The organism is Pseudomonas sp. A34-9 (assembly GCF_029543085.1).
Taxonomy (GTDB): Bacteria; Pseudomonadota; Gammaproteobacteria; order Pseudomonadales; family Pseudomonadaceae; genus Aquipseudomonas.
In genome coordinates, this window is the sequence record NZ_CP119967.1 from 2,026,488 (window position 1) to 2,051,377 (window position 24,890).

The following is a 24,890-nucleotide window of genomic DNA, read 5'->3' on the forward strand; positions in this document are numbered from 1 at the left end:
AGGTGGATCTACGAAGAAGTTGTTTTATGGTTTTTTGAGGTTTTTTTGCTTCGGTCGAGATCTGCTATTTGGTTCTCTAAAACTTTAAGTATTGAAAAACGTGGTAGTCGGCATTAGAAGCAGAACCTAGAGTGTCTGTACTGACTTCTTCGCGAGCAAGCCCGCTCCCACAGAAATTTTGTTGTGTTGGGATATCAGCGTTGGCCCATAAGTTTTGGGGTATGGAGGTCAGGAGCGGCGAGACTATCAATCACATGCACGCTATACCCGGGAACATTCTTCGCATGATGCTTCGCCTGCGATGCCATTTCCGCGAGTTGACTGGCGTCGAGTTGTGCGCAGGCCTCAGGGTGTAGATGCACCACGCCGATGGACAGTGACAAAAGCGGAAACTCCTGCCGCACGCCCTGGCGATTCGGGGCGATGAAGCATCCAGCCTCAAGATGCTCGGGGCGGTAGAACCGTCGGCATTGGCTCTGGAAATCATCAAGCAATTGATTGAGTCGTTTGCGCCAGTCTTCCGGGCCAAGAACGAGGAGGAAGTCGTCCCCGCCGATATGGCCGACGAAGTCGCGGCTTGGGTCGACGCGTTCGTTGAGGCATTGCGCCAGGCACAGCAACACTTCGTCACCACGCCCATAGCCGTAGATATCGTTGAAAGGTTTGAAGCTGTCGATGTCGACGTAGCAAATGACAGACTCACGCCCCTGCTGCAGCAACCGCGTCAGGCATTGCTGAATCGGCACATTACCCGGCAGCAAGGTCAGCGGGTTGGCATACCGAGCCTGCTGGATCTTCAGTTCGGTGATCAGTTTGAGCACGTCGATCACCCGGCCAAGACCCAGGTAGCCTCCGTTAAGGGTGATGATGAAGTCTTCCTCGATGCGCTGGCGGGCGCGGCTGGTGATCAGGCGGCTGACCTGTTGCAGCGACTGGCTCATTTCCACGGCGAGGAAGTCGTCGTTCATCAAACGGCTGATCGGTTTGCGCGCGAACAGGTCGGTGGCGAACGGTTTGAGCAGGGCATCCGACAACGAATGGCGGTGGACGATGCCGCAGGGTTGGCCTTGTTCGTCGAGTACCGCCAGTGAGTTGAGGTTGGCCTGACGGCGGAAAGCCTCCAGTACGTTGGCGGTGGGTGTGTCGCGATGCACGGCCGGTTGGTCGTTGAGCAGGGCGCTGAGGTCGCTGCCTTCGTCGTTCAGCGCAACGCTACTGCTGTCGTGTTTGGGCATCAAGGCGCGGGCATCGCGGGGCGGATGTTCTTGGGGACGGCTGAGCAAGTAACCCTGCACCAGATCGACACCCATTTCAGTCAGCACCGCGAGTTCTTCCGGCAGCTCGATGCCTTCGGCGATGACTTGCGCGCGAGAGGCTTTGGCGATTTGCAGGATCGAGCCGACGAACTCGCGCTTCAGCGCGTCCTGATGAATGCCATCGATGAAGTGCCGATCGATCTTCACGTAATCCGGGCGCAGTTCCGACCATAACCGCAGGCTGGAATAGCCGGCACCGAGATCATCCAGCGCAATGGAAAACCCCATCGCCCGGTAGTGATGCAAGGCGGTTTGCAGCAACTGGAAATCGTCGATGGGCGTCTGTTCGGTCAGCTCGATGACCACCTGACTCGGCGGAATGCCGAAATCCTGCAGCAACTGTAACGTGCGCCCCGGTTGATGCGCGGCTTCAAGCAAGGATTCCGGCGAGACGTTGAGAAACAGTTTGCCCGGCAGTTGCTGTTCGTTGAAGCGACGGCAAGCGCTTTGCCGGCAGGCGATCTCCAGTTCGCTCAATCGCCCGGCCTGACGTGCCACAGCGAACAGCGCGATCGGCGAGTGAAGAGGGCTGTTGGAAGGGCCGCGCGTGAGGGCTTCGTAGCCGAGAATGCGGCGTTCGGAGAGAGAGATGATCGGTTGGAACAGGCTGTGTAATCCGCTTTGAGTCAGGATCGAGCTCAAGGCACTCAGCTGTTCGGTCGTGGTCATGGCAATCTCTGGCGATAAAAAAAGGACTGGGAGCGCTCTCGATGAAGAGAGTGGCTCCCAGTCCTTTATTGCACGACAGAATGATGACTGTTTGATGACGATCCGGGGATCGTCAGCATTAAATTGCCATCACCTTACTTCTTGGCCACCTGATTGCTCAGCTTCAGGTAATCCAGCAATACGCGCCCGGTTTCGCTCAGGTAGGCATCGTCTTCTGGTTTGACCTTGTCCGGCTCGGCGGCCGCGAGGGCGTCGTCGTCTTCTTTCTTCAGCTCTTTGAGCGGCTCTTCGCCTTTGGCCTTGCGACGGATGTTTTCCATCGTCAGCTGTTTGGCGTCGATGTCGGCGTGCTGGGCACGACGATCGGCTTCGTTGAGGCTGACGGTTTTTTCTTCCATCAGTTTCTGCGCCAGAGCCAGCTTGTCACGAATGAACACGAACTCGGCATCTTTGGCGGTGCGCGTGTCATGCTCGGACTTGAGCTGAGCCAGGTATGGCTTGAACGGATCGGCCGCCGGTTTGATGGCCGCGCGGATGGTGTCCCACGGCATGGCTTCCGGCAGGGCGCTTTCGCCGATTTCCTTGGTGTCGATCAGCGACGGGTAGTCGATGTCCGGCAACACGCCCTGATGCTGGGTGCTCTGACCGGAAACCCGGTAGAACTTGGCCAGGGTCAGTTTCAGTTCGCCATGGTTCAGCGGCTGAATGGTCTGCACGGTGCCTTTACCGAAGGTCTGGCCACCGATGATCAGTGCGCGGTGGTAATCCTGCATGGCGCCGGCGAAAATCTCCGAAGCCGAGGCGGACAAGCGGTTGACCAGGAGTGCCATCGGACCTTTGTAGAACGCGCCCGGGTTTTCATCTTCGAGTACGTCGACACGGCCATCGGCATTGCGTACGAGTACGGTCGGGCCTTTGTCGATGAACAGGCTGGTCAGCTCGGTGGCCTCCTGCAGGGAACCGCCGCCGTTGTTGCGCAGGTCGATGACCACGCCATCGACTTTGTCTTTCTGCAGCTCGGTGAGCAGCTTCTTGACGTCGCGGGTGGTGCTCTTGTAGTCCGGATCACCGGCACGGAACGCCTTGAAGTCGAGGTAGAAGGCTGGAATCTCGATCACGCCGAGCTTGTAGTCCTTGCCGTCCTGTTTCAGGTTCAGGATGGACTTTTTCACGGCCTGGTCTTCGAGCTTCACCGCTTCACGGGTGATCGGCACGATCTTGGTGGTCTGGTCGTTCGGGGCATTACTGGCCGGAATCACTTCCAGACGCACCACGGTGCCTTTCGGACCACGGATCAGTTTGACCACTTCGTCCAGACGCCAGCCGACCACGTCGACCATTTCTTTGTTGCCTTGGGCAACGCCGATGATCTTGTCAGCCGGGGCAACTTGTTTGGTCTTGTCGGCCGGGCCTGCCGGCACCAGACGCACGACTTTCACCTGGTCGTTGTCGCTCTGCAACACGGCACCGATGCCCTCGAGGGACAGGCTCATGTTGATGTCGAAGTTTTCCGCGTTATCCGGCGACAGATAGTTGGTGTGCGGATCGTACGACATGGCGAAGGTGTTGATGTACGCCTGGAAGATGTCTTCCGGACGGGTCTGGTCCAGGCGCGCCAACTGGTTCTTGTAGCGCTTGGTCAGGGTTTCCTGGATCTGCTTCGGCTCTTTGCCGGCGATCTTCATCCGCAGCACTTCGTCCTTGACGCGTTTGCGCCACAGGTCGTCGAGTTCAGCGGTGGATTTGAGCCAAGGGGCGTCCTTGCGATCGATCAGCAAGGTTTCCTTGGTGGTGAAGTCCATCTTGTCGACGCCTTTGTTCAGCTCGCCAAGGGCGAAGTCCAGACGCGACTTGACGCGGTCCAGATAGCGCTTGTAGATGGTGAACCCGGCGTTGAGGTCGCCGCTTTTGAGGAAGTCGTCGAACTGGGTCTTCCACTTGTCGAATTCGGTGATGTCGCTGGCCATGAAGTAGCTGCGCGACGGATCCAGCAGCTTGAGGTAGCTGTCGTAGATGATCACCGAGCGCGCATCGTCGAGCGGCGGCTTGCTGTAGTGATGACGCTTGAGCAACTCGACGACGTTCAGGCTGGCGATGACTTCATCGCGATCAGGCTGCAATTTGTCCCAGCTGTTGGCTGCGAATGTATTGCCCGACACCGGCAACAAACCGATACCGATGAAAAGAGCGAGGGCGGTGCTGGGGAGCAAATGCTTCATGCTGATTCGACGCGGGGACAATTGATAACGCATATTAGGCCGTCTTTGAAGTCGCCGGTTCTACGAGAGCCGGTCGCATAATGCAAAAAGCCCGGCGCTACAGCTTCGGGCTCAGTCCAGACTCACTATGGAGGCACTGTGAAGGCATTGCAAGGCGTTGACGGTCAAGTGGCATGGGTTGAAGAGCCGAGTCCTACGTGCGATGTAGGACAAGTCCGCATCCGAGTGGCGGCAGCGGGCCTCAATCGCGCCGATTTATTACAGAAAGCAGGGCTCTATCCGCCACCGCCAGGGGCCAGCCAAGTGCTCGGTCTTGAGTGTTCCGGGGTGATCAGCGAGGTCGGCGCGGGCAGTGCGTGGCAGGTCGGCGATCGGGTTTGCGCCCTGCTGGCCGGGGGTGGCATGGCCGAAGAGGTGGTCGTCGACGGGCGGCACGTGCTGCCGGTTCCCGAAGGCGTCTCACTTATTGAGGCCGCGGCATTGCCCGAGGTTTATGCAACAGTCTGGCTGAATGTGTTTCAACTTGCGGCGCTCAAACCGGGTGAGAAAGTTCTCTTGCACGCCGGCGCAAGTGGAATCGGTTCAGCCGCCATTCAGTTGTGCAAGGCGTTCGGTAATCCCTGCTGGGTCAGCGTCGGTTCGGCCGAGCGTTTGGCCTACTGTGAGGCGCTGGGCGCGCAGGGCGGGGTAGTGCGCACGGATGATCTGGAAAGTCTGCGCGATTTCGGGCCGTTCGACGTAATCCTCGATCCGGTCGGTGGCAATTATTCGGCGCTGAACCTCAAGTTGATGGCGCTGGACGGGCGTTGGGTGTTGATTGGGCTTATGGGCGGTCGCGAGGCGAAACTGGATCTGGCGCAGGTGTTGGCCAAGCGCGTGCAGTTGCTCGGCTCGACACTGCGTAGCCGTGACGATCAGTTCAAGGCGGATCTGTTCAGCGACCTGAGCCAGCATGTCTGGCCGCTGTTTGCCGAAGGGCGGATGAGTCCGCAGTTGGCCAAGGCTTTCCCGGTGAAAGACGCCGAGGCGGCGTTTGCCGAGCTGGCGAGCAATACCGTTTCGGGGAAACTGGTGTTGGTGATTGACGACAGTCTGAGCTGAAAGAAAGACCAGATCAAAAGATCGCAGCCTTCGGCAGCTCCTACAGTGGAATGTGTACACCCTGTAGGAGCTGCCGAAGGCTGCGATCTTTTGCTTTTACTTCCAGAGATGAATTGGCCAGCCGGCTTTTTCGGCGTGCTCAAGCAGCACTGGATCCGGGTTGACCACGTGCGGAAAATCCACCTTCAGCAACAGCGGCAAATCATTGCGTGAGTCGGAATAGAAACTCGCGCCTTCCAGATTTTCTTCCTCGGCATCCAGCCATTCCAGCAATCGGGTGATCTTGCCTTCGCGGTAGGTCAGGGTGCCGACGGTGTGGCCGCTGTAAACGCCATGGGCGACTTCAAGTTCGATGCCGAGAATTTCATCAATGCCCAGTCGATCGGCAATCGGTTTGACCAGGTGCGTGCCGGACGCCGAGATCACCAGAATCCGGTCTCCCGCCTTGCGATGGGCGGCGATCGTCTTGGTGGCATCGCTGAAGATGATCGGCTCAATGAAGTCTTCCACCCACGGGCCAACCAGATGCTCAACTTCTTCCGGCGTGCGGCCGATGAGCGGTTCGAGGCTGAACTCCATGTAGTCTTCCATGCGCAATTTGCCATGGCTGTAGGCGTCCATCAGTTCGTTGTTCTTGCGCATGAACGATTCAGGATCGACCCAGCCCAGGCGCCCCATCTGCTCGCTCCAGAGGGTGGCGCAGTCGCCGTGGATCAACGTTTCGTCCAGATCAAAAATTGCCAGGGCCATCAGTTCTCTCCGAGAACAGCTGCGAGCTACAAGCTTCGAGCTGCAAGAATTGGAATCAGCTGCGCCGCAGTCTACAACTTGAAGCTTGTAGCTCGAAGCTTGCAGCTGCTTTTAAGCGACTTCACACAGGGCCGTCGGATCGATGGAAAGCGCCAGACGCTGACCGTCGGGATGCAGATCGGCTGCCGAGCGGTTGAGCACATCCACCACCAGTTCCACGCCACGGGCTTCGATCCGGTAACGGATGACGTTGCCGAGCAGGCTGTGGCTGCGGATCTGCGCGTCGAGTTCGCCGTCAAGGCTCAATTCGATGGCTTCCGGGCGAATGGCGATGCGGTGGTTGATCGGGCGCTGCAACAGCTTCGATGCGTCTTCGGCATCGAGCAGGTTGTAGTTGCCGATGAAGCCGGCGGCGAACACATCGACGGGTGCGGTGTAGAGGGTTTCGGCGTCGCCGCTTTGTACGATTTTTCCCTGATTCATCAGGAAAATGCGATCAGACATGGTCAGCGCTTCTTCCTGATCGTGGGTGACGAAGATCGTCGTCAGGCCGAGTTCGCGTTGAATCTGACGGATCTGTTCGCGCAGGTGTTTACGAATCCGTGCGTCGAGCGCCGACAGCGGCTCGTCCAGCAGCAATAGACGCGGGCGGGTCACCAACGAGCGGGCGAGGGCAACCCGCTGGCATTGACCACCGGATAACTGATGCGGATAGCGGTTGGCGAAGTCGTTCAGTTCAACGAGTTTCAACACCTCCGAAACGCGTTTATGGCTGTCGTCGGCATTGACTTTCTGCATGCGCAAACCGAATGCGACGTTCTGCTCCACAGTCATGTTAGGAAACAGCGCATAACTCTGGAACACCATGCCGATCCCGCGCTTTTGCGGACTCAACGGCACGATGTCGACGCCGTCGAGCAGGATTTTGCCGCCATCGACTGGCGTCAGACCGGCAATGCAGCGCAACAGGGTGGATTTGCCGCAACCGGACGGGCCGAGCAGGGTGACGAACTCGCCTTTATTGATTTCACAATTGATATCGCTGAACACCGTGGTGCCAGCGTAGTTTTTCTGCAGATGTTGGACGCTGACATAGCTCATTCGCTTTTGTCCTTGTTCAAGATGTTGGCGATCCAGGTCAGGACCAGCACGAAAAAGAAATACGAGATGACCAGCGCGCTGGTGAAGTGACCGCTGCTGTTGCGCATGTTGTTCAGGTAAACCTGCAGGGTTTCGTAACGCGTGCCGACGAGGATGTTGGCAAAGACGAACTCCCCGAACAGGAACGAGAACGACAGCAGCAACGCGACCATGAGGCCTTTGCGCAGGTTGGGCAGCACCACCAGAAACGCCGCCTGAAAGGTGCTGGCGCCGAGCAATTGCGCGGCGTCCATCAGGTCGCGCAGGTTGATTGCCTGCAAATTGTTGGTGATCGCCCGGTACATGAACGGCAGCGCCACGGTGAAGTAGCAACCGATCAGGATCCACGGCGTGCCGACCATCGCCATCGGCCCGGAACCGTAGAGCTGCAACAGACCCACCGAGGACACCACCGGCGGCACTGCGAAGGGCAGCAGGATCAGGATGTTCATCAGCGCATCGAGCTTCGGGAAGTGGTAATGCACCACGAACAGCAGCGGCAAAATCAGCACCACAGACAGCACCAGCGCACCGACGCAGACCAGCAATGACTGGCCGAAGGCGTGAAGGAAGCGCGGGTCGCTCCACAACTGGATGTACCACTTGAAGGTGAAACCGCTGGGCAGGACGGTCGCCGACCAACTGCTGGCGATCGAGTAGACCAGCGTGCCTGCCAGCGGCAGCAAGAGGATGGCGAACAGCAGATAAACCACGACGCGGTGGTAGAGGCCGGCCGGGCCGGAGTCAGCGCGAGACATGGTAACTCCTCTTCAACAGCAGTTGATGCACGACGGTGACGATGGTCATCAGTGCCACCAGCACCACGGCCAACGCGCTGGCCAGATTCGGATCAAGGGAAATGTCGCCGGAGACCATTGCCGCAATACGGATCGGCAGCACGTTGAAATTGCCGGTGGTCAGCGCATAGACCGTGGCGTAAGCGCCGAGGGCGTTGGCCAGCAGAATCACGAACGTCCCGAGCAACGCAGGCGTCAGCACTGGCAAACCAATATGCCGCCAGAACTGCCAGCCATTGGCGCCGAGCAATGCGGCGGACTCGCGCCAGTCTTCACGCAAAGCGTCGAAGGCGGGGTAGAGCAGCAACACGCCGAGGGGAATCTGGAAGTAGGTGTAGAGGATGATCAACCCGGTTTTCGAGTACAGGTTGAAGTCCTGAATGATCCCCGATTGCTTCAACATGATGGTGATGCTGCCGTTGAAACCGAGCAGGATGATGAATGCGAACGCCAGTGGCACGCCGGCAAAGTTGCTGGTCATGTTGGCGAAGGCGTTCACAAAGTTGCGCAGTTTCGAGTCGACCCGACGCAGGGAATACGCACCGAGTACGGCGATGATGATACCGAACACGCTCGACCAGAAGCTGATCTCGAGGCTGTACTGGATCGCCTGCAAATAGAATTTCGAGCTGAAGATCTTGCTGAAGTTGGCGAAGCCCCAGCCGAACTCTTCCGATTGCAGGCTGTTGATCATCACCCAGACCAGCGGGGCAATTTCAAAGACGATAAAGAACAGCGCAAAGGGCACCAGGCACAGCGCCGCCAGCCATTTGCCGCGAGTCATCGAGTTCACTTGAGTAACCCCCGGCATACAGGTTTGTCGTGGGGCGCGCCGAGCAGTTCGCAGACGATGCCGCAGATTTCCGTCTGTTTCGGCGCGGCATCGGCGTCGAGGCTGAAGGCGTCACCGAGGACGAACAGCGGCACCTGACGTTCTTCCGGCAACAGGCCGTTATGCGAGCGATCGTTGTTCATGCCGTGGTCGGCAGTCACCAATACCTGATAGCCAGCGTCGAGCCAGTTTTGCAGATAGTCGGCAAGGATGATGTCGGCGAAGCGCGCGCTGTTGCGATATTGCGAGGAGTCGAGGCCGTGCTTGTGCCCGGCGTCGTCGATGTTCATCGGGTGAATCAACAGGAAGTTCGGATCGTGGCGCAGGCGCAGGTTTTCCGCGTCGGCGAACAGGTGCGAATCCGGGTAGTGATCGCTCCAGTAGAAATGCCCGTGCTGGATCGGCAGTGACAGATTGTCGGTGTGACGGTCGCGTGCGGCTACGAACGGAGAGCGGTTGTACAACTCGCTGACCCAGTGATACGCCGCAGCAGCGGTTTTCAAACCGGCATCGCGGGCGTAGTGATAAATGCTGCGCTGGTTGGACAGGCGCGAGACATTGTTGTGAACGATGCCGCTGTCGATCGGCGGCACGCCGGTGAGGATGCATTCATAAAGCGGTCGGGACAGGGCCGGCAGCTCGCACTCCAACTGGTAGAGCGCGGCGCGTCCTGCGCCAACATAAGCCTGCAGATGCCCCATGGCGTGACGCGCGACCTCGTAATTGAGGCCGTCGAGCACGACAAGGATGACGTTGTGCTTCATAGGGGCAAAAACTCCGAAAACAAAACTGGAACCAACCCCTGTAGGAGCTGCCGCAGGCTGCGATCTTTTGATGTTGCTTTAAAGGGCAAGATCAAAAGATCGCAGCCTGCGGCAGCTCCTACAGATGAAGGATTACTTCATCTCTACGATGACTTCTTCGTTCCACTGCTGTGGCAGGGCTTTGGAAGTCTTTTCCCAGGCATCGGCATCCTTGATCGGGGTGACCTTTTTGTACTGCTCGTTCGGCAGCAGTTTGGCCTTCACGTCTTCCGGCAGTTGCAGGTGCTCGGCGCGGATCGGACGGGCGTTGCCACGCGCCAGGTTGGTCTGGCCGGCGTCGCTGAAAATGTATTCGCGGGTCAGCTTGGCGGCGTTAGGGTTTTTTGCGTACTTGTTGATGATCGTGGTGTAGCCGGAAATCACCGAACCGTCGGATGGGATCAGCACGACGTAGTCATCCGGGTTGGCCATCTTGGCTTTGTAGCTCAGGCCGTTGAAGTCCCAGACCACGCCGACTTCGATCTCGCCTTTTTCCATGGTGGCGATGGTCGGGTTGGCCATCGACAGGCGACCTTGCTTGGCAATGTCTGCAAACAGCAGCAGGGCGGGTTTGATGTTTTTCTCGTCGCCACCGTTGGCCAGTGCCGCCGCGAGAACGCCGTTGGCCGCTTGAGCGGCGGTGCTCACGTCACCGATCGAGACCTTGTATTTGCCGCCCTTGAGGTCAGCCCATTTGGTCGGTACTTCGGAACCGTGCAGCAGCTTTTTGTTGACGATGAACGCGATGGTGCCGGTGTAGGCCAGTGCCCAGTTGCCGTCCTTGTCCTTGGCCCAGTCCGGAACCTGATCCCAGGTGCTTGGTTTGTACGGTTGCACCACGCCTTGCTTGACCGCGATCGGGCCGAAGGCGGCACCGACGTCGCCGATGTCGGCGGTGGCATTGTCTTTCTCGGCGGCGAACTTGGCGATTTCCTGAGCCGAGCTCATGTCGGTGTCGATGTGCTTCAGGCCGTAGGTCTTGGCCAGGTCTTCCCAGGTGCCTTTCCAGTTGGCCCAGTCATCGGGCATGCCGACGCTGTTGACGGCGCCTTCCGCTTTCGCAGCGGCTTCGAGGGTTTTCAGATCGGTGCCGGCCGCCATGGCGGAGGTGCACATTGCAATGGTCGAGCCTAACAGTGTTGCCAGGAAAAGCTGTTTCATTCCGAAGCTCCTTGGTCGTGTTCAACGCTGCGATTGCGGTGTGTGTTGGTCTAGGTCAGCAATACCTGAGCCAATTTAAGGGGGGTGGATGACACTTTGATGTCGGCGGCCTTGCGGCGGGCCTTTTATTTGCCCGGTATTAGCGGCTGCCAGATAAGCGTAGACCATGCTCAAAGGCCCGGAGCGCAAGGGACTTGGCCGATGTATTGCAAGTCGTGAAGACGACCGTTGGGGAGTTTTGTCATCTCTCGGTCATCTGCACTGCCTAGGCTTGCAACATCAGGAAGCGGCGCGATTGCCGTGCGGTTTTGCCCCGAAACAGTGCTGGTCTAGTCCAGATAGGTAACGTTGATGCGCGATGAGGCAACAAAAGCGGTGACAGCGATTGGCCAGGTGTTGCAGGAACAACTCGATCACGGGTTGTTGGCAGCGGGCAGCAAGTTGCCGGCCGAGCGCAAGCTCAGTGAGTTGTTCGGCACCACACGGATTACCGTGCGGGAGGCGTTGTTGCAATTGGAGGCGCAGGGGCAGATTTATCGTGAGGAACGGCGGGGCTGGTTCGTGTCGCCACCGCGTCTGGCCTACAACCTGATGCAGCGCAGTCACTTTCACGCGATGGTCAGTGCGCAGGGGCGGGTGCCGTCGACCGAAGTGATTTCTGCGCGGTTGCAGCCGGCTTCGGCTGCGGTCTGTGCCTGGTTGCAGTTGCCGGCGTTGTCGAGTGTGATTCAGATTTGCCGGTCGCGGCGCATTGATGGGCGGTTGGTGTTGTACGTGGAGCACTATTTGAATCCGCAGTTTTTTCCGGGGATTCTTGAGTTTGATTTGAATCAGTCGATCACCGAGTTGTATGCGCGGCATTACGATTTGCACTATGGGCGGGTGCGCTTTGAGATTGTGCCTACGTCACTGTCTGTGGATGCGGCGGCGGCTTTGCGGGTGTCGGTGGGGAGTCCGGGGTTGAGGATTGCTCGGGTTAATTATGATCAGCATGAGCGGTTGATCGATTGTGATCTGGAGTTTTGGCGGCATGATGCGATTCATGTCGGGGTTGATGTTGTTTGAGCTTTGAGCTTTGGGCTTTGGGCTTTGACCTTGGCGGCCTGTGGGCCGACTAGGTTCTTGGGGTTTTGGGTGTATATCCGTTGTTTCGGGTGCTGCCGCTGACGGTTTCGCTCTTACAGCGACTCACTTTTCCAGACGCCGAAAAGTAAGCAAAAGGCTGGGCCCCGGCGTTCGGCCCGCTCGCTGGGGCTCGGGGTTCCTTCGTTACGGGATTGATCCGGGGGCAGCGCCTACGGTTTGCTTCGCTGCACCTCCTCTCGCTGTGTTTGGCTGCGCCAAACGGTCGCTACGCTCCCACCCCCGGATCAATCCCGGAACGAAGCCTGCCGATGGGGCCGGCACGGCAAGATCAAGAGCTGCAGCCGAGCTAACGCTCATCCTGTTGAGTGGTGAGGGGCAGAAGCGGTGCGGGGTGGACGCTGCTTTGCTTTTGCTTTTCTGTGGGCTTGCCAGCGATGGCGGCCTGACAGCCGACCTGTTTCTGACAGGCTGCTCACGGTCCAAACGTGGGAGCGAGCCTGCTCGCGAAGGCGCCCCCACAGTCACTTCAAGTTTATTTGCCTGTCCCCGCATTGGCATACAGATAATCCGTCGCCAACGCAGCCAATGTCCTCACGCCTACCACCAGCGCCGATTCATCCACAAAGAACCCCGGATTGTGATTCGGCGCGGCCTTGCTCATGTCTTGATCCCGCGGCGTTACGCCCAGAAATACAAACAGTCCCGGCACTTCCTTGGCATAGAACGAAAAGTCTTCCGCGCCCCCCACCAGCGGGGCATTGACCACGTCGTCCTTGGCTGCCCACTTCAATGTCGGCAGCATTTTTTCGGTGAGCGCCGGGTTGTTAATTGTCGGGTCGTATTTTTCGATGATGGTCACATCCGCTTTCGCGCCACCACTTTCGGCGATTTTTTCCACGGTCTGGCGTACGTCGGCATGCAGTTTCTGGCGAATGCCATAGTCGTAGGAGCGGATCGTCCCGGTCATGTCGACGGATTCGGGAATGATGTTGTAGCGCGTGCCGCCGTTGATGGTGCCGATGCTGACGACTGACGGATAAGACGAAATATCCGTGCGGCGGCTGACCACGGTTTGCAGGCCAACGATGGTTTGTGCGCCGACGGTGATCGGGTCGATGCCGTCCCAGGGGCGGCCGGCGTGGGTCTGTTTGCCGAGGATTTTGATGCGCAGGTCGTCGGAGCTGGCGAGGGTGGCGCCGGGGCGGTAGGCGATCTGGCCGGCGGGGACGCCGGCCCAGACGTGCAGGCCGAAGACGGCGTCGGGTTTCGGTGATTTCATCACGCCTTCCTCGACCATCATTTTCGCGCCCCAGGTGTTTTTGCCGTCGGGGATGAAGTCGCTTGGGCCTTCTTCGGCGGGCTGGAAGTAGAACACCACGGTGCCGGGCAAGGTGTCGCGCATGCCTGTGAGAATTTTCGCCGTGCTGAGCAGGATCGCGGTGTGCGCATCGTGGCCGCAGGCGTGCATGACGTCGACTTCTTTGTCGAGGTAGCGGCCTTTGGCTTTCGAGGCAAATGGCAGGTCCGAGACTTCCTTGACCGGCAGCGCATCCATGTCGGCGCGCAAGGCCACGGTCGGGCCGGGCAGGGCGCCTTTGAGAACGGCGACGACGCCGGTGCGGGCGACGCCGGTTTTCACTTCAAGGCCCATGGCCTGCAACTGCTTGGCGACCAGTTCGGCGGTGCGTTTTTCGGTGTTGCCAAGTTCCGGGTGGGCGTGGATGTCGCGGCGGGTTTCCAGCAGTTGCGGTTCCAGCTTTTGGGCCTGTTCGGCGATCGTGGTACGGGTGCTTTCCAGCGTTGCGGCGCCGGCGTGGCTGGCGAAGCAGCTGAGCAGAACGGCTTGGGCAATGCGCGTCAGTTGCATCGGGTTCTCCTTGATTATTGTTGTTCGGGCTTCCTTGCCTGTGACTGCAACCGCGCGCGTGAGTGCTATTCCTTCGGTTGTCCGCCACCGGCAGTGATCACTTGCACGCTCATGCGCGGCGTTGCCAGATCCAGCCCGGCTTCGTCCAGGTGACGTTTGAGCGACAGGTTGAAGGCCCGCGAAACTTCCCACTGTTTGATCGGCGCGGTCTTGAAGCGCGCGCGCAGGATCGCGCTGCCGGATTCGAAACTTTCCACGCCCTGAATCTCCAGCGGCGACCAGATGTTGCGCCGCTGCAACGGATCGGTGCGCATCTTCTGCCCGACTTCGCGCATCAGTTTGATCGCGTCGTCGATTTCCATGTTGTACGGCACCGCGACGCGGAAGATCGCGTAGCCGAATTCCCGTGAGTAGTTCTTGATGCTTTTGATTTCGCTGAATGGGATGGTGTGCACGATGCCGTCGATGTCGCGCAGGCGCACGGTGCGGATGGTCAGGCCTTCGACGGTGCCGAGGTGGCCGCCGACGTCGACGTAGTCGTCGATGGCCAGTGAGTCTTCGATGATGATGAACAGGCCGGTGATCAAGTCTGCGACCAGCGACTGAGCACCGAAACCGATGGCCAGACCGATCACACCGGCACCGGCCAGCAGTGGCGTGACGTTCATGCCCATGTTCGCCAGGGCGACGATCAGCGCGATGATGAAGATCGCCACGAACAGCACGTTGCGGATCAGCGGCATCATCGTTTGCGCACGGGCATTTGCCAGGCCTTTGCGTGAGCGGGTGAGGGCGTGGTGCACGGCGGTGTCGGCGAGGATCCAGATCAGCCAGGAGAAAATCAGCGTGCCGATCAGGCTGAACAGTTTGACGCTGACATCATGCCCTTCGCCCTCGGCAAAACCGATCAGCGACTCGCCCCACACGCGCAGGCCGAGTTCGATAAAGACCAGCCAGACCACCAGGTGTGCGAGGGTGTAGAAAAAGCTTTTCAGGCGTTCGGAGTAGAGCGCGTGGCGTTTTGGCCCGCGTTGCGGCTTCAAGGAGTGCCGGCGGACGAGGCCGTTGATCACCATGCACATCACCAGCAGCACGGTGCAGATCAGCGATTGGCGCAATGCTGTGCTGGTGTCGCCGGCGGAAACGAACGTGGCGAACAGCGAGATGCCGACCAGTACCAGCGCCGGCACGTACCAGAAGGTGCCGAGGATTTCGATGGTGTCGCTGAGGGCGCGGCGGGTCAGGCGTCGCGACAGCGGCTGGTTGCGAATCAGATGCGCAATCGGTCGGCGGAAGCGCAGGATAAACAGGCCGGTCGACAATGCGGCGAGGACATTGGCGATGGTTGCAGCGGTGTGGGCCAGATGCACGCCGAGGCTTTCGCTCAGGCGCGGATCATTCAGCGCTTCACCGAACGCGGCGAAGCTGCCGATCAGCCACAACGGCCGGAAAGCCTGATGCCGCAGGATGTACAGCGCACGATGGCGGTGCGGGCCATCGAGCAGGGAAAACGCGATCACGCAGATTGCCGAGAAACAGGTGCCGACCACCAGCGCATAAGCCAGCACCATCGCCAGGCTTTTACCCAGTGACGACGGCAGCGCGTAGCTCATGTAGACGGTCATCACCAAGGCGATCAGCCACGGCCCGAGCTTGCGCAACGCAAAGCGCAACATGTCGAGGGCCTTGGGGTGTTGCGGCAGTTCTTCGGTGAGACCGAAGCGCATGCGCACCCGATGGCCGAGCCAGATCAGCGCGGCGGCGAGCAGGCTCCAGACCATCAGGATCATGGCGAAACCGAAAATGATCGGCAGCCACTCGTTGGCCGGCAGCATCATGCCGCTCAGTTCGTCCTTGGCCAGTTCGAACTCGTCGCCCCAGCGGTTGAGCGGGCTGTCGGCGCCGGTGAATTGTTTTTCGAAGTTGGCAAGGGTGCCGCCGATCAAGCCCAGTACGCCTTCTTCGGGACTGGCTTGGGCTTTTTTGGTGGCATCGCGCAGCTTCTTCAGATCGGTCAGCAACTGTGCGCGTTGCTTGTCGTTTTCCAGCGACTTGATGACTTCGTCGAGGGACTGGCCGAGCGGTTCCTGGGCTTCGGGTTGCGCCTTGTTGGTATTAAGCAGACCGGGCAAGCCGACCGCGTGGGCGGGCGCCAGCGGCAGCAGCGTCATCAGGCAGACGAGGAACAGACTGGGCAAAGCAAAAAGACGAGCAAACACTAGGCGGTCAACCTCGCAAGGGGCGGATTCGCTGGAGTGTACGAGGCCCACTAACGCAATGCGAGCCGGGCGCGGATTTATTCGTTGAGTTTGGCGAGGATCTTGTAGACCACGGTGGCGAGGATCATCAGCATGCCGATCCACATGGCCAAGACGCCAGCGTTCTTGTCGCGGAAGTTGAAGCCGATGGCCAGCAGGATCATCCCGCTCAGGATCGGGACGAGCATGGCGTGGAACGAAGACATCGAGATCATGGAGACTGCCTTGTCGAAATGATTGATGTAAGTCTAGGCCGGTTTGGGCTGACCGGTATTGATCTGAGTAGGAGCTGCCGCAGGCTGCGATCTTTTGATCTGGCTTTTGATTTACAAAAAACAAAGATCAAAAGATCGCAGCCTGCGGCAGCTCCTACAGGGGCGTTACGGCAGTTCGCGGCTTGCGTAGAACGCGCTCAGCACTTTCACCAGATGCGCCAGGTCGTGGCTGCCGCACAGTTCGCGGATCGAGTGCATGGCGAAGGTCGGCAGGCCGATGTCGACGGTGCGCACGCCCAGGTGGCTGGCGGTGATCGGGCCGATGGTCGAGCCGCAGCCCATGTCGCTGCGCACCACGAAGCTTTGCACCGGCACTTCTTCGGCCATGCACAGATGGCGGAAGAAGCCTGCGGTTTCGCTGTTGGTGGCGTAGCGCTGGTTGCTGTTGACCTTGATCACCGGGCCGGCGTTGAGTTTCGGGCCGTGGTTGGCGTCGTGCTTTTCCGCGTAGTTGGGGTGTACGCCGTGGGCGTTGTCGGCCGAGACCAACAGGGATTTCTGGATGGTGCGGACGAACTCGTCACCTTCCGGCAGCAGGCGACGCAGGGTCTGTTCGAGCATCGGGCCGTCGGCACCGCAGGCCGAGCAGGAACCGACTTCTTCGTGGTCGTTGCACACCAGCACGCAGGTTTCTTCGGTTTCGGCGGTGAGCAAGGCTTGCAGGCCGGCGTAGCACGACAACAGGTTGTCGAGGCGCGCACCGGCAATGAAGTTGCCATTGAGGCCAATCACTGCAGCACTTTGCGTGTCGTAGAAACTCAGCTCGTAATCCAGCACGACGTCGGCGTTCAGCCCATGTTCGCGGGCCAGTTGATCGGTCAGCACGGCGCGGAAATCGACGCGCTCGTCACCGGCAAATTGCGCGAGGATCGGCGGCAGCTCGGTCTGCGCGTTGATCGCCCAGCCTTGATTGGCTTCACGGTTGAGGTGAATGGCCAGGTTGGGAATGATGGCGATCGGTGCCTTGAAGTCGATCAACTGGCTTTCGACTTTGCCGTCGCGACGGAAAGTGACGCGGCCGGCCAGCGACAGGTCGCGGTCGAACCACGGTGCCAGCAGCGCGCCGCCGTAGACTTCAACGCCCAGCTGCCAGAAGCCCTGACGCTGCAGCTCCGGTTGCGGCTTGACCCGCAGGCACGGGCTGTCGGTGTGCGCGCCGACCAGACGGATACCGCCGTGCAGTGGCGAAGTGCGGCCCATTTTGATCGCGACGATCGAGGAGTCGTTACGGGTGACGTAATAGCGGCCGTTCGGCTCGGTGGTCCATGGCTCGCGCTCGTCGAGGCGCACGTAACCGGCGGCCTCCAGACGCTGAACCAGACTGGCAGTAGCGTGGAACGGGGTAGGGGAGGCCTTGAGGAAGTCGATCAGGCCTTGGTTCAACTCTTCGCGCATAAGAAACTCCAGACAGCAATGGGCGGGAGTTTAACGCATTGAACAGGGAATTGGATCTGAACCGGGTTCCTGTAGGAGCTGCCGAAGGCTGCGATCTTTTGACCCTGTGTTTCTTTACATCAAAAACAAGATCAAAAGATCGCAGCCTTCGGCAGCTCCTACAGAGGCAATGTCAGAACGGTGCCGGGCACTCGAAGCGCAGGCGTTCGCCGGTTTGCGGATGGGTGAAGCTGAGCATGCTCGCGTGCAGGCACAGGCGTGGCCATGCCGCCAGCGCCTGCTCATGGGCGTAGAGCCCGTCACCGAGCAGCGGATGCCCGATCGACAGCATGTGCACGCGCAACTGGTGCGAACGGCCGGTGATCGGCGTCAACTCAACGCGACACCAGTCGCCGCAACGCTCCAGCACGCGCCAGAAGGTCAGCGCATGTTTGCCGAATTCGTGATCGACCACATGGCGCGGTTTGGTCGGCGGGTCGTAACGCAGCGGCAAGTCGATGCTGCCACTGTCGAGTTCCGGCTGACCCCAGGCCAGCGCGGTGTAGGCCTTTTCGGTTTCGCGGTCGTGAAACTGGCGCGACAGTTCGCGATGTGTGTCGGCGTCACGGGCGAGCAGAATGATGCCGGAGGTTTCCCAGTCCAGGCGATGAACGATGCGCGCTTCCGGGTAGCCGTTTTCCTGCAGGCGGGTGATCAGGCAGTCCTTGTTGTCGTCGGCCCGACCGGGCACCGAGAGCAGCAACGTCGGTTTGTCGACCACCAGTACGGCGGCGTCCTGATGGATGATGCGGATGTTGGACAACGGCATTAAAACAGCCTCGTAACAAATGCCAACGGCGGCTCGGGACTGTTGATAACCCTGCAGGAGCTGCCGAAGGCTGCGAGATCAAAAGATCGCAGCCTTCGGCAGCTCCTGCACGAGCATCAACAGCCCGAGCCGCCGTAGCGACTACCGGATCGACTCAGCGATCAGGCAGGGTGATGTTGAGTTCCAGAATCGAGCAACTGCCCTGGCTTTCCAGTGCAACATGTACGTCGTCGTTGCCGATGTTGACGTACTTGCGGATCACGTCGACCAGTTCCTTCTGCAAGGCTGGCAAGTAATCCGGCGTGCTGCGCTGGCCGCGCTCATGCGCCACGATGATCTGTAGACGCTCTTTCGCTACCGAGGCGGTACTTGGCTTTTTGTTGGCACGAAAGAAGTCAAAAAGGTTCATTACCTACCTCCAAACAGGCGCTCGAAGAATCCCTTCTTCTCGACATCGAGGAAACGGTGGGCTTTTTCTTTGCCCAACAGGCGGTCGACGGTATCGCTGTAAGCCTGACCGGCATCGCTCTGGTCGTCGAGAATCACCGGCACGCCCTGGTTGGATGCCTTGAGCACCGCCTGGGATTCCGGGATCACGCCGAGCAGGGTTACCGAGAGGATTTCCTTGACGTCTTCAACGCCAAGCATCTCGCCCTTTTCCACACGCTCTGGATGGTAGCGGGTGATCAGCAGGTGTTCCTTGATCGGGTCTTCGCCACGTTCGGCACGACGCGATTTGCTCGCCAGCAGGCCGAGCATGCGGTCCGAGTCACGTACCGAGGACACTTCCGGGTTGGTCACGACGATCGCTTCATCAGCGAAGTACATGGCCAGGTGGGCGCCTTTCTCGATGCCGGCCGGGGAGTCGCAGACGACGAACTCGAATTGTTCCTTGAGCTCCATCAGGACTTTTTCCACGCCTTCGACAGTCAGCGCGTCTTTGTCGCGGGTCTGACTGGCGGCCAGTACGTAGAGGTTTTCCAGGCGCTTGTCTTTGATCAGCGCCTGTTGCAGGTTGGCTTCGCCGTTGACCACGTTGACGAAGTCATACACCACGCGGCGCTCGCAACCCATGATCAGGTCAAGGTTACGCAAGCCCACGTCGAAGTCGACGATCACTGTTTTGTGGCCGCGCAGAGCGAGGCCGGTACCGATAGCGGCGCTGGTGGTGGTCTTACCCACACCACCCTTGCCGGATGTAACCACGAGAATCTTGGCCAAGGTGTTTCACCCCTAAGGAAGAAGGACTTTTTAGCCCCTGAAAAACATCTCTTGAAAACTACTGCAGTCGGACAGCCTTGGCTGGAATTCGGCGTTGAGCCTTTTTCCTACTTCGTTTGAGCCGTTTTCGCTACGTTTTAGAGATGCTTGGAAAATGCGGCAGTATCCGTTAAAGCCGAATGATGTTCAACACGTCGCCCGACAGGCTGACCTGTACGCCCGAGCCCCACATCGGGTCGCGGCGCAAATCTTCGGAAACCTTGTAATGGCCGGCGATGGAGATCAGTTCAGCGCTCAATTGCTGACAGAAAATCCGTGCCTTGGTATCACCCTTCACGCCGGCCAGCGCACGGCCACGCATCGGGCCGTATACATGGATGTTGCCATCGGCGAGAAGTTCCGCCCCCGGGCTGACCGAAGACACCACGACCAAATCGCCACCCTGGGCATATATCTGTTGGCCACCACGCACTGGCGTAGTGATGACACGGGTCGGTTTGATGGTCGGTTCAGGCGGTTTTTCCGGCTTCTTTTTAACTTCGGCTTCCGGTGTTTCCAGCGGTCGCTCACGGGCACCTGACGGCGGCAACACCGGAATGTCGATGGCAATGGCGGCGGCGATATCTTCGATGCGGCTGGCGCGTATCGCCAGGGTGCGCAGGCCATGTTGACGGCAGACGCGCATCAGGCCCGGCAGATCGACGGCGCCTTCGCTCGGCGGCAGTTTGTCCAGCGCCAGAACCAGTGGCGCGTTGCTGAAGAAGTTCGGCGCCTGGGCGACTTTGGCGGCCAATTGCCGATCGAGGCTTTCGAGGTCGTTACGGGCCAGTTCCAGCACAGTAATGGCCAGCATGCTGCCCTTGAGCTGGAATACGGGATCTTGGTCTAACGGTTCGGTTTGGCTCATGTCGGCATACAACGGCTTGTCACTAAAAGTGCCGAGACTTATAACGAGAACGCCCGCGAGCCGCAAGCCGGGTCGAACGATGTAGAATGCGCGGCCACTGTATTTACGGAAGCTTTAATGGATCGCCCGCGTTTTCGAAAAGCATTTTTATCGCCACGCTTCTGGCCGCTCTGGTGCGGTCTGGGGCTTTTGTGGCTGATCGTGCAGTTGCCGTATCCGGCCTTGCTGACCATCGGTCGAGTTTTAGGCGCTTTGATGTATCGCGTGGCCGGCGACCGGCGGCGCATTGCCAAGCGCAATCTTGAGCTGTGCTTCCCGGAAAAGTCGGCCGCCGAGCGCAAACGCCTGCTCAAGGAAAACTTCGCCTCCACGGGCATCGCCTTTTTTGAAATGGCCATGAGCTGGTGGTGGTCGCGCGAGCGCCTGGCCAAACTGGCCCACGTCGAAGGTCTGGAGCATTTGCAAAAAGCCCAGCGTGAAGGCAAAGGCGTGATCCTGATGGCGGCGCATTTCACCACGCTGGAAATCGGCGCGGCGTTGCTCGGTCAGCAGCACACCATCGACGGCATGTACCGCGAACACAAAAATCCGCTGTTCGACTTCGTCCAGCGTCAGGGCCGCGAGCGGCACAACCTCGATTCGCTGGCGGTGGAGCGCGACGACGTGCGTGGCATGCTCAAATTGCTGCGCTCCGGTCGCGCGATCTGGTACGCACCGGATCAGGACTATGGCGCCAAGCAGAGTATTTTCGTGCCGCTGTTTGGCATTCAGGCGGCGACCGTGACGGCGACGACCAAATTCGCCCGGCTCGGCAAGGCGCTGGTGGTGCCGTTCACTCAAGAACGTCTGGCCGACGGCAGCGGTTATCGCTTGGTGATTCACCCGCCGCTGGAAGACTTCCCCGGCGAAACCGAAGAAGCCGATTGCATCCGCATCAATCAGTGGGTCGAAAGCGCCTTGCGTGCCTGCCCCGAGCAATACCTGTGGGCGCATCGCCGCTTCAAGAGCCGGCCACCGGGCGAGCCGAAGCTGTACGCAAAACGCGGTTGATTCCCCCATCCTTTTGAGCACCATGGAGTGTTGCGATGAGCCCAGCTGAACCGGTCACAGGTTTGATTCTTTCCGGCGGCGGGGCTCGAGCGGCATATCAGGTGGGGGTGCTGGCGGCAATTGCCGAGTTGCTGCCGTTGGGCGCCGACAACCCGTTTCCGGTAATCGTCGGCACCTCGGCCGGGGCGATCAACGCCGTCAGCCTCGCCAGTGGCGCCAGCGATTTTCGCGCCGCCATCGAACGTCTGACCTTGTTCTGGCAGGGCTTTCGCAGCCATCGCGTGCTGCGCAGTGACTGGCCCGGCGTTATCCGTCAGGCCAGCCGCTTTGTCAGCCACAGCCTGCTCGGCCTCGGTCGACAGTTGCCGGTGGCGCTGCTCAACAGTTCGCCGCTGCGCGATCTGCTCAATGAAAAACTGCACATGCCCGGCATCGCCGAATCGATTGCGCGCAAGCAATTGCACGCGGTGGCAGTGACCGCGTTCGGCTACGAGTCGGGGCAAGCGGTGACGTTCTATCAGGGCGGCGGCAAGATCGATTCATGGCTGCGACATCGACGTATTGGTGTGCCGACGCAGTTATCGGTTGAGCATCTGTTGGCCAGTTCGGCGATTCCGTTGTTGTTCGCGCCGGTGAAAATCGGTGATGAATATTTTGGCGATGGCGCGGTGCGGCAATCGGCGCCGATCAGTCCCGCATTGCACTTGGGCGCGAGCCGGGTGCTGGTGGTGGGCGTCAGCGGCAACCCGCGCGGGTTTGATCCGCAGCAGCCGCTGGAGCGTGCCTACACGGGGCAACAGCCGACGTTGGCGCAGATTGGCGGACACATGCTCAACAGTACGTTCATTGACAGTCTCGAAAGCGATATCGAGTTGCTGCAGCGTCTCAACCAGTTCAGCCATCTGATGCCCGCCGGCACGCCAACGCGCGAGTTGGGTGTGGCGCCGGTGGAGGTCTTGGTGATCTCGCCGAGTCAGCCGATCGATGAGATTGCGGCGCGGCATCGCCAGGAGTTGCCGGCGGCGTTGCGTTTGTTTCTGCGTGGGCCAGGGGCGACCAAGACGAGCGGGGCAGGGGTGTTGAGTTATCTGTTGTTCGAGGCGGGGTATTGCAGCGAGTTGATTGATCTGGGACGGCGCGATGCGTTGGCCAAGCGTGAGGAGTTGCGCCGGTTTTTGGGCTTAACTTCCTAAAGGCGAAAGATCGCAGCCTGCGGCAGCTCCAACATTGGAATGCGCTATCCCTGTAGGAGCTGGCGAAGCCTGCGATCTTTTGATCTTTATCAGAAGTGGAACTTCACCAGGAAGCTGGTCACGTTCTGATTGGTGGTGAACGCACGGGTGTCGTCGATCCCGTATTTGTCTTTCCAGTAGTCGTACTCAACACCGACGTACAGCTGCTTCTCGCCGAAATTCAGCGCCTTGCCCAAGTCGTATTTGACCTGTGGGTTGAAGTGCAGGTTGGCGTGGTATTCGCCACGGTTGTTGACGTCGTTGTCGACGACCCAGTCCATGTAACCATCGATCAGCACGTTCGAGTCGCCAACCGGGATGGTGTAGGACCAGACCGGGGTGATCTGCCAGACGTTGTCACCCGGGCGCGAGCCTTCGGTGTGGCGCTGGTAGAAGTTCAGCTGGAAGTAGTCGAAACCCGGGATGGCCAGGTCGAAGCCTGGACCGATCAGGTAGGACTCGGTGTCACCCTCGCCGAACTCGTAGGTCATTGCCAGCAGGACGTCTTTGATCGGGCCGAACTCGATCTTTTGATCGAGCACCTTGCCCAGCGAGATGCGTGGCTGGAACTCGCCGTAGTAGGTGTTCGGACCATTGTTGAAGTCCTTTTCACCGTTGTAGAAGATCTTGTCGACGAACAGGAAGTTATCCCCGTACTTCCAGGCATCGGCGTGCTCGAAGGTGACGGTCTGCTGGATCGCAGGGTTGACCTTGAAGTCTTTACCGTAGAGATAGGTCAGGCTGTTGTTCTGCCACTGCAGCAGACCATCGGCCATGGCCTGGCCGCCGGCCAACATCGATCCCGCGAGCATCAGGCTGGTGCACATACGTTTCATTCGGTTGCTCCCAAAGTAGGTGTTCCACGTTTATTTTTTTTAAGATCGGCGCTCTGGTGTGGCGCCTTTTTTCGTTGCTGCAAAAAGTCATCCGATCGGTCAGCTTCGTTGCTGTTAGCAAGAGCTGAGCCAAGGCTTTCGAAAAGCAAAAAAACGCCCTCTCGGCTGCTGAAAAACAGTCGATTGAGCGTGTTTTCGGGATGCCTCGGTACTGACCGGGGCCGGGATAAGTTGGCCCGTCGGTCAGGAATTAAATCCGGGCTTTTTTTTAGACCGAATTCAGGTGGCCGCGGAGAATACTGACTCAACGGCCAGGTCTCAAGTGCCCCGCAACAGAGCACCGACGACAGGCATGGGGCACGGTTGCGGGCCATCTTAGAAATGCACCTTGACCAGCAGGCTGGCGGTGTTCTGGTTGGTGTCGAAGTTGTGGGTGCTTTCGACGCCGTATTTGTTTTTCCAATAACTGTATTCGGTGCCCACATACAGCTGCTTCTGGCTCCAGCCCAAGGCTTTGCCCAGGTCATATTTGATCTGCGGGTTGATGTGCAGGTTGGCGTGGTAGGTGCCGCGCGCGTTCTCATCGTTGTCGACGACCCAGTCGAGGTAGCCGTCGATCAGCACATCGGAATTGCCCAGGGGAAAGCTGTAGGACCAGCCGGGGGTGATTTGCCAGACGCCATCGCCGGGGCGCGGGCCTTCGGTCTGGCGGCGGAAGATATTCAGGGTGACGTAGTTGAAGCCGGGCACCTTGAGGTCGAAGCCGGGGCCGATCAGGTAGGCCTCGCTGTCGCCTTCGCCGTACTCGTAAGTCATCGCCAGCAGCACGTCCTTGATCGGGCCGAACTCGAGCTTCTGGTCGAAGATCTTGCCGAACGAGAAGCGCGGGGTGAATTCGCCGTAGAAGGCGTGGGGGCCTTTGTTCGTGTCTTCTTTGCCGTTGTAGAAGATCTTGTCGACGAACAGGAAGTTGTCGCCGTACTTCCACTTGTCGGCGTGCTCGAAGGTCAGCGTCTGCTGGATCGACGGGTTGATCGCGAAATTCTTGCCGTACAGGTAGCTGAGGCTGTTGGTCTGCCACAGCAGTAAATCGCCGGCCATGGCCTGACTCGCGGCCAGCAGGCCGCCACTCAACAGAACATTGGTTTGCGTGCGAATCATCTGTTG

The 24,890-nt window shown here is 59.3% G+C and carries 22 protein-coding genes; 4 read left to right on the forward strand and 18 right to left on the reverse strand.

What is annotated here, in order from left to right; translation table 11 throughout:
* Window positions 1-194: 194 nt before the first annotated feature.
* Together P3G59_RS09095 and P3G59_RS09100 are read right to left on the reverse strand one after the other, a co-directional pair.
* A complete protein-coding gene (locus tag P3G59_RS09095) occupies window positions 195-1,985 on the reverse strand; it encodes a bifunctional diguanylate cyclase/phosphodiesterase (protein ID WP_277761282.1) in 1,791 nt (596 codons plus the stop codon).
* Window positions 1,986-2,119: 134 nt separating this feature from the next.
* Window positions 2,120-4,204, reverse strand: a complete 2,085-nt coding sequence (locus tag P3G59_RS09100; protein ID WP_277761283.1) for a carboxy terminal-processing peptidase — start codon at window positions 4,202-4,204, stop codon at window positions 2,120-2,122.
* 138 nt (window positions 4,205-4,342) lie between these two features.
* Here P3G59_RS09100 and P3G59_RS09105 point away from each other — a divergent pair, with 138 nt between their 5' ends.
* Window positions 4,343-5,305 (forward strand): zinc-binding dehydrogenase, encoded by a 963-nt coding sequence (locus P3G59_RS09105; RefSeq protein WP_277761284.1) that lies wholly within the window; start codon window positions 4,343-4,345, stop codon window positions 5,303-5,305.
* A 96-nt stretch (window positions 5,306-5,401) separates the two neighbouring features.
* On the opposite strand, the gene P3G59_RS09110 is transcribed toward P3G59_RS09105, so the two are convergent.
* The 6 genes from P3G59_RS09110 to P3G59_RS09135 all read right to left on the reverse strand — a co-directional run bounded on the left by P3G59_RS09110 (window position 5,402) and on the right by P3G59_RS09135 (window position 10,788).
* Window positions 5,402-6,055 carry an HAD family hydrolase gene (locus P3G59_RS09110; RefSeq protein WP_064391179.1) on the reverse strand — a complete coding sequence of 218 codons (654 nt, stop codon included), beginning with the start codon at window positions 6,053-6,055 and terminating at the stop codon, window positions 5,402-5,404.
* Window positions 6,056-6,166: 111 nt separating this feature from the next.
* Window positions 6,167-7,156, reverse strand: coding sequence for an ABC transporter ATP-binding protein (locus tag P3G59_RS09115; protein ID WP_277761285.1), 990 nt, complete (start codon window positions 7,154-7,156; stop codon window positions 6,167-6,169).
* Window positions 7,153-7,953 (reverse strand): ABC transporter permease, encoded by an 801-nt coding sequence (locus tag P3G59_RS09120; protein WP_277761286.1) that lies wholly within the window; start codon window positions 7,951-7,953, stop codon window positions 7,153-7,155. The genes P3G59_RS09115 and P3G59_RS09120 overlap by 4 nt, the downstream gene beginning before the upstream one ends.
* Window positions 7,940-8,776 carry an ABC transporter permease subunit gene (locus P3G59_RS09125; RefSeq protein WP_172604543.1) on the reverse strand — a complete coding sequence of 279 codons (837 nt, stop codon included), beginning with the start codon at window positions 8,774-8,776 and terminating at the stop codon, window positions 7,940-7,942. Before P3G59_RS09125 ends, P3G59_RS09120 begins: the two co-directional genes overlap by 14 nt.
* A gap of 5 nt (window positions 8,777-8,781) precedes the next feature.
* Window positions 8,782-9,588: an alkaline phosphatase family protein gene (locus tag P3G59_RS09130; protein ID WP_277761287.1), complete on the reverse strand. Its 807-nt coding sequence runs from the start codon at window positions 9,586-9,588 to the stop codon at window positions 8,782-8,784.
* A gap of 132 nt (window positions 9,589-9,720) precedes the next feature.
* Window positions 9,721-10,788, reverse strand: coding sequence for an ABC transporter substrate-binding protein (locus P3G59_RS09135; protein ID WP_007916337.1), 1,068 nt, complete (start codon window positions 10,786-10,788; stop codon window positions 9,721-9,723).
* A gap of 351 nt (window positions 10,789-11,139) precedes the next feature.
* Here P3G59_RS09135 and P3G59_RS09140 point away from each other — a divergent pair, with 351 nt between their 5' ends.
* The gene (locus P3G59_RS09140; protein ID WP_064121017.1) at window positions 11,140-11,853 is read left to right on the forward strand and encodes a UTRA domain-containing protein; all 714 of its coding nucleotides are present in this window, start codon (window positions 11,140-11,142) and stop codon (window positions 11,851-11,853) included.
* Window positions 11,854-12,406: 553 nt separating this feature from the next.
* On the opposite strand, the gene P3G59_RS09145 is transcribed toward P3G59_RS09140, so the two are convergent.
* From P3G59_RS09145 to minC, 8 genes are all read right to left on the reverse strand, one after another.
* Window positions 12,407-13,741 carry an amidohydrolase gene (locus tag P3G59_RS09145; protein WP_277761288.1) on the reverse strand — a complete coding sequence of 445 codons (1,335 nt, stop codon included), beginning with the start codon at window positions 13,739-13,741 and terminating at the stop codon, window positions 12,407-12,409.
* A 65-nt stretch (window positions 13,742-13,806) separates the two neighbouring features.
* Window positions 13,807-15,960, reverse strand: coding sequence for a mechanosensitive ion channel family protein (locus tag P3G59_RS09150; RefSeq protein ID WP_277761289.1), 2,154 nt, complete (start codon window positions 15,958-15,960; stop codon window positions 13,807-13,809).
* 77 nt (window positions 15,961-16,037) lie between these two features.
* Complete coding sequence (locus P3G59_RS09155) at window positions 16,038-16,214, reverse strand: hypothetical protein (RefSeq protein WP_277761290.1); 177 nt, start codon at window positions 16,212-16,214, stop codon at window positions 16,038-16,040.
* A 165-nt stretch (window positions 16,215-16,379) separates the two neighbouring features.
* Window positions 16,380-17,669 carry a M18 family aminopeptidase gene (locus P3G59_RS09160; RefSeq protein WP_277761291.1) on the reverse strand — a complete coding sequence of 430 codons (1,290 nt, stop codon included), beginning with the start codon at window positions 17,667-17,669 and terminating at the stop codon, window positions 16,380-16,382.
* 172 nt (window positions 17,670-17,841) lie between these two features.
* The gene (locus P3G59_RS09165) at window positions 17,842-18,477 is read right to left on the reverse strand and encodes an RluA family pseudouridine synthase (protein WP_007960625.1); all 636 of its coding nucleotides are present in this window, start codon (window positions 18,475-18,477) and stop codon (window positions 17,842-17,844) included.
* Window positions 18,478-18,631: 154 nt separating this feature from the next.
* Complete coding sequence (minE, locus tag P3G59_RS09170; RefSeq protein ID WP_003223146.1) at window positions 18,632-18,886, reverse strand: cell division topological specificity factor MinE; 255 nt, start codon at window positions 18,884-18,886, stop codon at window positions 18,632-18,634.
* Window positions 18,886-19,698: a septum site-determining protein MinD gene (gene minD, locus P3G59_RS09175; protein WP_007913953.1), complete on the reverse strand. Its 813-nt coding sequence runs from the start codon at window positions 19,696-19,698 to the stop codon at window positions 18,886-18,888. The genes minE and minD overlap by 1 nt, the downstream gene beginning before the upstream one ends.
* A 169-nt stretch (window positions 19,699-19,867) precedes the next feature.
* Window positions 19,868-20,605: a septum site-determining protein MinC gene (minC, locus tag P3G59_RS09180; RefSeq protein WP_038367080.1), complete on the reverse strand. Its 738-nt coding sequence runs from the start codon at window positions 20,603-20,605 to the stop codon at window positions 19,868-19,870.
* A 117-nt stretch (window positions 20,606-20,722) separates the two neighbouring features.
* On the opposite strand from minC, the gene P3G59_RS09185 reads away from it, so the two are divergent.
* The gene (locus tag P3G59_RS09185) at window positions 20,723-21,655 is read left to right on the forward strand and encodes a lipid A biosynthesis lauroyl acyltransferase (protein ID WP_277761292.1); all 933 of its coding nucleotides are present in this window, start codon (window positions 20,723-20,725) and stop codon (window positions 21,653-21,655) included.
* A gap of 35 nt (window positions 21,656-21,690) precedes the next feature.
* Window positions 21,691-22,848: a patatin-like phospholipase family protein gene (locus P3G59_RS09190; RefSeq protein WP_277761293.1), complete on the forward strand. Its 1,158-nt coding sequence runs from the start codon at window positions 21,691-21,693 to the stop codon at window positions 22,846-22,848.
* An 89-nt stretch (window positions 22,849-22,937) separates the two neighbouring features.
* Here P3G59_RS09190 and P3G59_RS09195 read toward each other — a convergent pair whose 3' ends face one another.
* A complete protein-coding gene (locus P3G59_RS09195; RefSeq protein ID WP_277761294.1) occupies window positions 22,938-23,723 on the reverse strand; it encodes an outer membrane protein OmpK in 786 nt (261 codons plus the stop codon).
* Window positions 23,724-24,098: 375 nt separating this feature from the next.
* Window positions 24,099-24,884, reverse strand: a complete 786-nt coding sequence (locus P3G59_RS09200) for an outer membrane protein OmpK (protein ID WP_277761295.1) — start codon at window positions 24,882-24,884, stop codon at window positions 24,099-24,101.
* Between the last annotated feature and the right edge of the window lie 6 nt (window positions 24,885-24,890).

Bases quoted from the DNA above. Each gene is read 5' to 3' on its own strand.
- P3G59_RS09095 (WP_277761282.1), bottom strand. From the start codon at position 1,985: ATGACCACGACCGAACAGCTGAGTGCCTTGAGCTCGATCCTGACTCAA.
- P3G59_RS09135 (WP_007916337.1), bottom strand. From the start codon at position 10,788: ATGAAACAGCTTTTCCTGGCAACACTGTTAGGCTCGACCATTGCAATG.
- P3G59_RS09200 (WP_277761295.1), bottom strand. From the start codon at position 24,884: ATGATTCGCACGCAAACCAATGTTCTGTTGAGTGGCGGCCTGCTGGCC.
- P3G59_RS09185 (WP_277761292.1), top strand. From the start codon at position 20,723: ATGGATCGCCCGCGTTTTCGAAAAGCATTTTTATCGCCACGCTTCTGG.
- minC (WP_038367080.1), bottom strand. From the start codon at position 20,605: ATGAGCCAAACCGAACCGTTAGACCAAGATCCCGTATTCCAGCTCAAG.
- P3G59_RS09145 (WP_277761288.1), bottom strand. From the start codon at position 13,741: ATGCAACTGACGCGCATTGCCCAAGCCGTTCTGCTCAGCTGCTTCGCC.
- P3G59_RS09195 (WP_277761294.1), bottom strand. From the start codon at position 23,723: ATGAAACGTATGTGCACCAGCCTGATGCTCGCGGGATCGATGTTGGCC.
- P3G59_RS09130 (WP_277761287.1), bottom strand. From the start codon at position 9,588: ATGAAGCACAACGTCATCCTTGTCGTGCTCGACGGCCTCAATTACGAG.
- P3G59_RS09110 (WP_064391179.1), bottom strand. From the start codon at position 6,055: ATGGCCCTGGCAATTTTTGATCTGGACGAAACGTTGATCCACGGCGAC.
- P3G59_RS09100 (WP_277761283.1), bottom strand. From the start codon at position 4,204: ATGAAGCATTTGCTCCCCAGCACCGCCCTCGCTCTTTTCATCGGTATC.
- P3G59_RS09125 (WP_172604543.1), bottom strand. From the start codon at position 8,776: ATGACTCGCGGCAAATGGCTGGCGGCGCTGTGCCTGGTGCCCTTTGCG.
- P3G59_RS09165 (WP_007960625.1), bottom strand. From the start codon at position 18,477: ATGCCGTTGTCCAACATCCGCATCATCCATCAGGACGCCGCCGTACTG.
- P3G59_RS09190 (WP_277761293.1), top strand. From the start codon at position 21,691: ATGAGCCCAGCTGAACCGGTCACAGGTTTGATTCTTTCCGGCGGCGGG.
- P3G59_RS09140 (WP_064121017.1), top strand. From the start codon at position 11,140: ATGCGCGATGAGGCAACAAAAGCGGTGACAGCGATTGGCCAGGTGTTG.
- P3G59_RS09115 (WP_277761285.1), bottom strand. From the start codon at position 7,156: ATGAGCTATGTCAGCGTCCAACATCTGCAGAAAAACTACGCTGGCACC.
- P3G59_RS09160 (WP_277761291.1), bottom strand. From the start codon at position 17,669: ATGCGCGAAGAGTTGAACCAAGGCCTGATCGACTTCCTCAAGGCCTCC.
- P3G59_RS09120 (WP_277761286.1), bottom strand. From the start codon at position 7,953: ATGTCTCGCGCTGACTCCGGCCCGGCCGGCCTCTACCACCGCGTCGTG.
- P3G59_RS09155 (WP_277761290.1), bottom strand. From the start codon at position 16,214: ATGATCTCGATGTCTTCGTTCCACGCCATGCTCGTCCCGATCCTGAGC.
- minE (WP_003223146.1), bottom strand. From the start codon at position 18,886: ATGAACCTTTTTGACTTCTTTCGTGCCAACAAAAAGCCAAGTACCGCC.